Source organism: Jiella sonneratiae (genome assembly GCF_017353515.1).
Classification (GTDB): Bacteria; Pseudomonadota; Alphaproteobacteria; order Rhizobiales; family Rhizobiaceae; genus Jiella; species Jiella sonneratiae.
Map to the genome: position 1 here is coordinate 1 of NZ_JAFMPY010000050.1, position 8,936 is coordinate 8,936.

Consider the following 8,936-nt stretch of genomic DNA (forward strand, 5'->3'; position numbering starts at 1 on the left):
CGTCGCCGAGACCAGCCGCGGGGCCGCCATGCTCTCGACGACAATCTTCAGCTTCTCTTCGTCGCTCCAGCGACGACGCCGACCCGTTTCGACAATCTCAAGCCGCTCGAAAGCTCTGTGCGTATTCCTGTCCATACGCACTGTTCTCATGCCAGAAACCTACTCGCCGCAAGGCGGCCTCCGCCGTAGGCGTACCCCAATCAGGCCAAGTACGGAAAACAAAAAGCGGACACGTCTCATGCGTGGAGTGTGCCGCAATCTCCAATGTTCGCAATGAATAAGCGTCCATTTGCCCCCGGATTGGGCAACGAGATGCAGGTGGTAAGAGGCAAGCGGAAAAGTTGCTCCGGCTCACCAAGGGAATACCCTCAATAAAGCCAACCATCAGCGGGTGATCGTCGCACGGGCCGCCTGGGCCGCAAGCCCCGGCCTGGTGGCCGCCTTCGGTAAAGGGCTTGCCCCCCAGGCTCACCGCCCGTGCAACTCAATCCGGGCGATGGCGGCTCCGAGGGAATCCTCATCCCCCTGCCCTTTCAGGCAGCGTCCTGGTCAGGATTGGAGGGCAGTAAACGGCGTGCCGCAAACGGTTACGTCAGCCAAACTCAATGGCATCCGTATCTTTGTACCCGCTGAGAACACGGACCACGATGATGGCGTCCGGCTCGATGCGGTAAAAGATCACGTAATTACCGACCGGCACGCTGCGCAGCCCCCCAGCGACCTCCGGGCGCTCACGCCCAGCGCGCGGATTGTCCGCCAGCATGAGGAGTTTCTGTTCAATGCGGTCGAGCATGCGATCCGCAGCCGTTTCATTGTCGTCGGCAATGTAGCTCCAGACCTCGAGAAGATCCTCTCTCGCTCGAGGGCGCCGGGTAATGCGTAGGCTCAAAAGCTAGGCTTTCTTCTCGTTCCTCTTGCGACGAGCTTCGGCTTTGATCGCGGCCATGTCCAGAGGTTCGGCCGCGCCGCTGTCATCCCCTTCAGCAATCAAATGCCGAAGCGCCTCGAGCTTGGCCTCTCGGAGCTGTTCGCGCTCTTCCACCAGGCGCAACCCATCCCGAATGACCTCGCTTGCAGTCGCATAGCGACCACTTTCCACCATGCTTTGGAGCATCCGTTCGTAGTGCTCCCCAATCGTTACGCTTGCCATTATGCACCTCCATTATGCGATTTAATAACATTTTATAACATTTTAGACAAGCGGGAGCTAACACCTCACGCCTGGCGTAAGATCCGCACCGCTTGCGGTAAACGGCTTACGGCATGCCGCACACCGTATGCGGCAGGGTCAAGACCGTGGAGGAAGACCAGGCGCCCGCGGCGTACCGCAAACGGTAAACGGCAAACCGTGTGACGTATGCGGCGTAAGGTTCGCGCCAGAATGTGTGCGGTATAAAGCACACGGCGTGACGCGAACCGCGTACGGCAAACCGTTAACCGCTTGCCGTTTAATGTGAGCCGTAGGAGGATTCAGATTATGAAGACCATCGCTCTCGTGACCCAAAAAGGCGGCACCGGCAAAAGCAGCCTTGCCGTTTCCCTGGCCGTGGCAGCTCAGGAGAAGGGGCTCCGCGTCTATGTGATTGATCTCGATCCTCAGGGGACGGCAAAAAACTGGTTTGAACGGCGCGAAGCCGAAACGCCCGAAGTCGCCACCATCGACGCCAGTCAACTCAAGGCCGCGCTCACCGCTCTCGCCAACCAGGGATACGACTTGATTCTGCTCGACACCGCGGGGGTCAACACGCCCGCGACCGTGTCCGCTATGGAGCACGCCGACATGTGTTTGATCCCAGCGCGCCCGAGTATTGCTGACATCGAGGCCACACGGCCCACCACCGCGAGCCTGACCAAGCTCGGCAAACAGTTTGCCTTCGTCCTCAATCAATGCCCGCCCGGCCGATCCATTCGAACCAATGACGCCTACCGCGTTCTGCAGCTCGGTGGCGTCGTCGCGACGGCATCCCTGGCCACCCGAACAGATCACATCGACGCGTTGGCACTCGGGCAGGGGGTCACAGAACGAGACCCGCAAGGCAAAGCAGCCCGGGAGATCCGCGGCCTGTTGCAATGGATTTTGAACAAGATGGAAGGAGCAGCCGATGGCAACAAAAAAGCGCGTGTCGCTTGAAGAACAGTTGGCCGGACGGTCTCAACCGGACGAGGGTTCCACGGACACCGACAAGGTCGTAACCCTGACACCCACCGCAAAGCCCAAACCCTCGCAGGAAAAAGCCACGGTCTACATGCCGCGGCAAGCGCTCAAGCTCATCAAGCAGATGGCTCTCGATCAGGACAAGCGCGTCAACGACCTCCTGCAGGAAGGCGTCGACATGATGCTGTCGAAGTATGGTCAGCCGTCCCTAAAAGAGCAGGGCCTCCAGTAGGCTGCTGCTTACGGTTTACGGCAAACAGCAAACCGTAAGCGCTGAAACGTCGCTTTTTTTGCCGAGCATGTAGGCAATTGGCTTTAGCGTCGTGAAAATGCGGTGCATGGTGAAACCATGAGTCGGCACAAACTGAATCTTCTCGACCGAAGCGCCTTTGCGGCGCTCTCTCTGCACGAGAAAAACGCTTATCTCCAAAGCGTGGTCAAAGAGATTCAGGCGGTCCGCGGCGAGACCTACGTCCCCCTGGACAAGGACGCTCTCAGCCGCTTGCGGCGGTTTTATTCCCGCCGCAGCTTCGCCGACCTGCGCCTCAGCAGCGTCAAAGACGAGTCTCTTCGGCAGCGCTTCAGCTCGCTCGCGGAATCCATCCACCTGGGCGAAGTCAAAAAGGTCATCACCCACGAAGCGCCGAGTTCGCCGCGGCCGGTCAGCCGTCCCGCGCCGCTCGACGACGATCAGCTGATGTTTTTCGTCCCGGCGGTGCACGACGCCCCGGTCAAAGACGACCTCAACCTGATGGACATCGCGCCGTTTTCCCTGTCCAAAACGGTCAAAGGCGGCGTTCTGCGCTACGAGTTGCGGGACAGCATCGTCACCATCGAGGGCGGCGCCGATGTGGGGCTCGCGACCGCCTACGACTACGACATTTTCATCAACATGGTCTCGCACCTGGCGGCCGAAGTCCGGGACTACACCATCGCCCGCAACAAGGGCTTGCGCCCGAATGTCCCCGCCCGGATCTATCGCCCCTCTGCGACGGAACTCCTCAAGTTCTGCCGTCGTAATCTGGGGGGCAAACAGTACCTCGAGCTGGAAAAGTCCCTCGATCGCCTCCAGGCGACCCGCGTCAAGATCACCAACCTCAATGACGGCAAGCGCCGCGAAACCGAGTCCTTCCCGCTAATTGGCCGCTTCCGCGTGGTCTCCCGCACTCAGCAGGACCGGATCGACCAGGTCGAGATCGAGATCCCCACCTGGGTCTATGATGGCGTGGTCTCGCCGGACGGACGTCCGTCGATCCTAACGCTCAACCCGGCGTATTTCCTGATCGCACGCCCGCTCGGGAAATACCTCTATCGCTTGGCGCGTCGTACCGCGGGAGACGGAGAGGCGTTCTATCGCATCGACGATGTGCGCATTCGCAGCGGTTCCTCGCTACCTGCCACCAAGTTCCGAAAAACCCTTGAGCAGTTGGTCGAAGACTGCAAAGCGGATCCGCTTCCCGACTACGATCTCGAGATCCGTCCCGGCAACAACGGCAAGATCCTGCACATGCAGAAACGCAAGCCGAGCGAGATCAGCCAGCCCACTCTGCCGGTCTGACAAAACGCCGTACATCGTTCCGCGTTGTTTTGACAAAATGGCTCTGGCCCAAGCCCCGGGGCAGGCGTTTGCCAAAATCCCGTACATCGTTCCGGGTGTTTCTGACAAAAAAGAGGGCGGGAAGAGGGGCTGTGGATAACTCGGCCATTTTTGTCAAAGACCGTACATCACTCCCCAAAACGCCGTACATCATTCTGTCAATGCCGTACATCATTCTGTCATGACCGTACATCACTGCAGAATGACCGTACATCACTGCCGCGAAGGGGGTATAAGCCTTTGTGCGGATTGAGATATTTTTGGCTAAAACTATATAAAACCAATATAAAAACTAGAAAAACATATAAAAACGCCTGTCGGCTGATTTTTCAAATTTAATTTTTGGTTTTGAAAAGGATCCAAGGGCCGAAGGTCCCACCTTATACCAACGGCCACGATTTCTGACTCGGCGGGGATTCCCTTGATGGCGAGCGAGTGATTCACTGGCATTGAACCACGGAGGTTTCGATGGCGGTAGAGATCACTCGAATGGACCACTCATCGGCGGCGCTTCGCGCGGCTGCGGCGAAGAGTTCGGATGCGAACCGCCCGAACGAAAGGCGCCCTGTCGCACAAGACCGCCGAGCTCATGGTCTTCAAGCTCGTCATGGCCGCTTCAAAAACTTGGCGGAAGCTGAAAGGCGAAAATCGCTTGCCGATGGTCATTGCGGGCGTCACATTCACCGACGGCGTCGCGGTCAGCCCAGACGCCGATCAACGCGCCGCCTGATCGGACCCGTCACCCAAAATCAGCCATAGCTCCGCGACGCGATCGGAGCCGGCGAAGGTCCATGAACGGCGGCCCAGGGCCAGGCCCCTGAGCGCTCGCTCCGCCGCATTGTTTGTGAGGCAAACTCTGCCATCTGTCGTGAAGCAGGCGAAGCTGTCCCACTTGGTCAGCATGTAGTCCATGGCCTTGGCGACTGGGGCATGGCGCGACAGGCGCGCCCGTTCGGTGCGCATCCACGTTTCGAGTTCGGCGAGGAGCGGCAGGCTTTTCTCCTGGCGGACGGCCAAGCGATCATCGGCGGACCGGCCGTTGATGGCGCGCTCGATATCGAACAGGGCATCGATCCGCTTCACTGCCTCCAGGGCCATGGGCGAGATCGGCGCATCAATCCAACTCCACCCTTGCACCGCAGGGGCCATCCACAGATGACAGTCCCCTCGAGTTCCAATCAGCCCAATCCGCAACCGCATGATTGTCCGATCAAACGGGGGCAAGACCCCATGGCGTGTGAAAAACTGCCTTGACGAACCCACACGTTTCGTAGGAATACCCAACCAAAATGGTCCTTCAGAGGCTCGGGTCTCCGGGAGTACACTACACCTCATGCCATGCGACCATGACCCATTATAACTCCTCGCATTTATTTCTCTTTCTCGAAGCCACATTGCAAGATTGAATACACAGTCGTCACGCCATCACCACTCTCACCTCGCAAGGAAGTTGCCTAATGTTTGACGAGGACTTTTATAGGCGCCGTTATCTCCCAACTGATTACACAGAATTATCCCCTTACGAACACTTTCTGCGTTACGGATTTCTGGCTTGGAACAATCCCTCCCCGTTAATTGACTTGGCCTATGTCAAGCAGCACCTCCCACATTTATATCACAAGAATGACGCTGAGTTAACCATTCAGCTGATTTCTGAATATCCTTTTAATGATCACATCTCTCCAAGTCCATTTGTATGTCCGCGATGGATTCGCTTACAGCTCTACTTTAAGGAATATCGTTCGTTCGCTGATTACTTTAAAAAATCCTCCAATCGCCTATTTTTGCACCCATTACTCGATGCTGTCGACTATAATACGTTTTCTGAGGCTGTTCTTGCCGAGGATATGACACGGATTAGCTTTTTTGACTGTGCTTTATACGCAGCCAATTATGCAGATGTCTCTGGTCATTCGTATGAACTCAGACATTTTCTTTCTGAGGGCCTATATCAAGGTCGACGAATGATTTGGGCTCCTTCGAGAAGCGAACGCCCGCGTTTACGGAAATTAGATGCAAATAGCGCATTCGAAGAATTTTCTAACGCGCTGTTGAATAAAGCGGATATTTTATTTGGCTCCCAAACAAGCAGCTTTGCGTCTAATAGCCATCGACCACTCGATGAGCCCGACTCTTCGCTCGTTACTATTCGGCTCGCTGATGCAGGCTTGGATGTCCGGCACGTCCGCGACGTTATTAATTCGCCCGACGCACTTGGCGTCGATGATAATAATCAGTTCTCCGGCGAGCTGGATCTCATTAATTCTCTTCTGAACAATGCATACGGACGGCGACGCAGTGCGCTTGTTACTCCATTTGTTTTGCGCGGACCGGCGCGGCGAGTGTATGTTTTTAATGAGATAATAAAAACGGCCCAAGAACGTTCCGATAAGTTTTGTATATACTCTGTAAACATTGGCGGATACGACAAATTCTTTGATGCCCCCCGTCTAGATAACGTTGATATGTATATGATCACAGACTCACCAGTCGAGGATGTTCCCGACACATGGAAAATAATACGTCCGCCATGGATACACACCGATCCAAAGAAAGCCAGCCTATGGTTTAAAACACACTGCACGCACTTGTTTTCAAATTTCGTCGACTCGCTCTGGATAGACTCAAACATCCGTTTTTATGAGGACGTTGTCGAGTCACTGGAGAACTGGCGATCGTCTTCCGTAATTAGGACATTTCGACATCCGGATCGCAATTGCATTTATGATGAAGCTAAAGCGGTTGTTAATCTAAATTTGGAGGCGGAAGATGTCGTAGATAAGTACGTGAAGCGAATTCGCTCTCAGGGTTTTCCTGAGCAATTGGGATTGCATGAAACTAATGTTCTCTATCGACGTCATGATGCACCAAATGTGACGCTATTTAACAAGAAATGGTGGCGCGAAATTCTATTGGGCCCACGACGAGATCAAATGTCTTTTGATTATTGCAGTTGGTATCTTCATCTGAACGTGCACGATATCGACGGACAGAATAGCATAAAGAGGTCAAGAGTGTTCTATAAAGTTCCTCATACAGATCGCAGCCAATCCCTCCGCCACACGGAGGCTAAAGCTTAGACGATGCTGCAGCGTAAAGCATTCAGTTTTGATGATGTTGAAATTCTAGTTCCAGTGTTCAATGCGGCGGATGATGTTGTTATTTGCGCCGACACGCTGAAAAAAACTGTACCGCCTGCAGTATGTGTAACATTCCTTGACGATGCGTCGCGAAAAGAGACTCAACGGGCCTTAAGTCGCATCGCAACGTTGGCTGAAAACTTTCGAGTGATGAGACGGCCGTCAAATGTTGGTTATACCTCTAATGTTTATTACGGCATACAGGATTCAGAAAGGCGCTTAGTTGTTGTCGCAAACAGTGATTGCGTTTTTGTGGAAGAATGGCTTGGGCCGTTACTGAGCGCATTTAATGCATACCAAAACCTCGTAGGAGCTGGTCCTGTTTCTAATGCTGCCTCGTACCAAAGTGTACCGTTCGTTTTTGAGGAGGGTGTTTGGTGTGAAAATTTTGAGTTCTTTGAAGGGGTTAGAGAGAACCGCCTTGAAAGACTCAATACGGCGCGCTTGATTCTATCACAAGTGTGTAGTTTTGTTCCTATTTTGAACGGATTTTGCACGATGTTGGACCGTGAAGCGGTTATCTCGGTTGGTAATTTTGATATACACAACTTTCCAATTGGTTATGGTGAAGAGAATGATCTTTGCCTCCGATTATTAGAGTTCGGTGGGGACTTGGCTGTTGTTCCGAGTTCAATCGTTTTGCATTCAAAGAGTAAGAGTTTCGGCCATGCCAACCGATCGGATTTGTCGGAGGCGGGGCGTAAGGTGCTAAATAGAAGGTATGGAGACCGAATCCTTCGTCAACTGACGAAAACGTTACACGATAGCACTGAATTGGATGTCGTTCGTCGTGTGTATGAAAAATGCTTACGTAGACCGTTGATCGAAGGAGAGAAGTACAGCGTCGTGCAAACGGGTGACGATGATATCGTACATCTATCGATTTTAGGCGAGCGGCCAGACGGTCACAAGGCGCAGAAATATAGCTGGGATATTATTAAAGAATTAGTCGAACAAGTGGATATTGTTATAATCGATCAGAATGTGGATAGCGGAAAAGCGGTCATAAGCGAGATCATGATCCATCGTAACAATGTGGAAAACAGATTGGCGCGCGTCGATCATTTATACCTTGACGAAATCATGAGTTTTCTGGAAGTGGTGGGCGCACATAAGCAAATTTGTCTGGTTTTACCAGGTAATATTAAAGAAGGACATATAGATGAGGTGTTGCCAGTAGAAATTACTAGGCGGTCTCTTGCCTATATAACGCTTGAGGACCTGGAAGAGATGTCGGAGACCTCAGCGTAATTATCCACCCCCATTTCCCGCGTTCAGCGTTCAGGCTCCGACGGTCTGACGGATGGTTTGGAAATGGTTTGCGCTGCTTCGAAGTCGAGCGGTATCGACGACGGTGCGGATGTCGGCCTCGCCTTCGGCGGCCCATAGGACGCGATAGCCGTTGGTGACCTTGTGCTGTATGACGGCGGGCCGGAGCGCGCGTTCGCAAGCGTTGTTGGTCGCCTCGACTGCCGGGCCAGTCGGCAAAGGTCAGAAGCTGATCCCTGGCCCGGCGGAATTTGTGCTGGATGGCGCGGGCAAAAGGTACGCATACGGCGTAGGCCGCAGCCGAGAGATTTTTGTTGATGGGCGTCAGGTGGACGCCTCCGGAAACTGGCGGATTGCTGGCCGATCTGATGCCGCTGCCCATGACGGGGCGCGTCTGCGCGAGGGCCTGATCGATCCGGACAATACCGCTTCGGATGTTTGGGCCGACAGCGCCTATCGCTCGGCCGAGAACGAACGCTTCCTTCAGAAGGCCGGCAAGACCAGCCGCATCCATCGCCGCAAGCCAGTACGCCTACGGCGGAGGCCGCCTTGCGGCGAGTAGGTTTCTGGCATGAGAGTCGTCCGTGAAGATTGATCCTTGCCGGGTCACAGGGTCTGCATCCGTGCGCTGAGTTTCGTCGTCTCTGGTGTGAATCGGCGTGGAATAAGGACCCCGTTTCAGGGGTGATCGGCGTCCAAACGGGACCCCTGTGACGCAGGGGTTCAAAGTGCCTTCCGAGATTGATCGGAGGCCGAGTTGGGATGCTTGTCGTGG

7 protein-coding genes and 4 pseudogenes are annotated in these 8,936 nt (G+C 54.4%); 7 read left to right on the forward strand and 4 right to left on the reverse strand.

All coding sequences use genetic code 11. The features are described 5' to 3' along the window. Positions 1-592 precede the first annotated feature (592 nt). Positions 593-889, reverse strand: coding sequence for a type II toxin-antitoxin system RelE/ParE family toxin (locus J1C47_RS23120; protein ID WP_207353172.1), 297 nt, complete (start codon positions 887-889; stop codon positions 593-595). Positions 890-892: 3 nt separating this feature from the next. Then, positions 893-1,150 (reverse strand): type II toxin-antitoxin system ParD family antitoxin, encoded by a 258-nt coding sequence (locus J1C47_RS23125; RefSeq protein WP_210382411.1) that lies wholly within the window; start codon positions 1,148-1,150, stop codon positions 893-895. A gap of 327 nt (positions 1,151-1,477) precedes the next feature. Between J1C47_RS23125 and J1C47_RS23130 the strand changes: the two genes are divergently transcribed. From J1C47_RS23130 to J1C47_RS23145, 4 genes and pseudogenes are all read left to right on the forward strand, one after another. Further along, positions 1,478-2,131: a ParA family protein gene (locus J1C47_RS23130; RefSeq protein WP_207353173.1), complete on the forward strand. Its 654-nt coding sequence runs from the start codon at positions 1,478-1,480 to the stop codon at positions 2,129-2,131. After that, positions 2,103-2,387 carry a ribbon-helix-helix domain-containing protein gene (locus J1C47_RS23135; RefSeq protein WP_207353174.1) on the forward strand — a complete coding sequence of 95 codons (285 nt, stop codon included), beginning with the start codon at positions 2,103-2,105 and terminating at the stop codon, positions 2,385-2,387. The genes J1C47_RS23130 and J1C47_RS23135 overlap by 29 nt, the downstream gene beginning before the upstream one ends. A gap of 117 nt (positions 2,388-2,504) precedes the next feature. Further along, the gene (locus J1C47_RS23140) at positions 2,505-3,713 is read left to right on the forward strand and encodes a replication initiator protein A (RefSeq protein ID WP_207353175.1); all 1,209 of its coding nucleotides are present in this window, start codon (positions 2,505-2,507) and stop codon (positions 3,711-3,713) included. Between the two features lie 571 nt (positions 3,714-4,284). After that, positions 4,285-4,482 (forward strand): annotated as a pseudogene (locus J1C47_RS23145) (IS256 family transposase); the annotation flags it as partial. 38 nt (positions 4,483-4,520) lie between these two features. Here J1C47_RS23145 and J1C47_RS23150 read toward each other — a convergent pair. Continuing rightward, a pseudogene (locus J1C47_RS23150) lies at positions 4,521-4,862 on the reverse strand (IS66 family transposase); the annotation flags it as partial. A gap of 347 nt (positions 4,863-5,209) precedes the next feature. Here J1C47_RS23150 and J1C47_RS23155 point away from each other — a divergent pair. Both J1C47_RS23155 and J1C47_RS23160 read left to right on the forward strand, forming a co-directional pair. After that, positions 5,210-6,832, forward strand: coding sequence for a glycosyltransferase domain-containing protein (locus tag J1C47_RS23155; RefSeq protein WP_207353176.1), 1,623 nt, complete (start codon positions 5,210-5,212; stop codon positions 6,830-6,832). A 3-nt stretch (positions 6,833-6,835) separates the two neighbouring features. Continuing rightward, positions 6,836-8,143, forward strand: coding sequence for a glycosyltransferase family 2 protein (locus J1C47_RS23160; RefSeq protein ID WP_207353177.1), 1,308 nt, complete (start codon positions 6,836-6,838; stop codon positions 8,141-8,143). 30 nt (positions 8,144-8,173) lie between these two features. Here J1C47_RS23160 and J1C47_RS23165 read toward each other — a convergent pair. Continuing rightward, positions 8,174-8,429, reverse strand: a pseudogene (locus tag J1C47_RS23165) (IS66 family transposase); the annotation flags it as partial. Positions 8,430-8,525: 96 nt separating this feature from the next. Here J1C47_RS23165 and J1C47_RS23920 point away from each other — a divergent pair. Beyond that, positions 8,526-8,708: pseudogene (locus J1C47_RS23920) on the forward strand (IS5/IS1182 family transposase); the annotation flags it as partial. Positions 8,709-8,936: the final 228 nt, after the last annotated feature.

Bases quoted from the DNA above. Each gene is read 5' to 3' on its own strand.
- J1C47_RS23125 (WP_210382411.1), bottom strand. From the start codon at position 1,150: ATGGCAAGCGTAACGATTGGGGAGCACTACGAACGGATGCTCCAAAGC.
- J1C47_RS23130 (WP_207353173.1), top strand. From the start codon at position 1,478: ATGAAGACCATCGCTCTCGTGACCCAAAAAGGCGGCACCGGCAAAAGC.
- J1C47_RS23135 (WP_207353174.1), top strand. From the start codon at position 2,103: ATGGCAACAAAAAAGCGCGTGTCGCTTGAAGAACAGTTGGCCGGACGG.
- J1C47_RS23140 (WP_207353175.1), top strand. From the start codon at position 2,505: ATGAGTCGGCACAAACTGAATCTTCTCGACCGAAGCGCCTTTGCGGCG.
- J1C47_RS23155 (WP_207353176.1), top strand. From the start codon at position 5,210: ATGTTTGACGAGGACTTTTATAGGCGCCGTTATCTCCCAACTGATTAC.
- J1C47_RS23160 (WP_207353177.1), top strand. From the start codon at position 6,836: ATGCTGCAGCGTAAAGCATTCAGTTTTGATGATGTTGAAATTCTAGTT.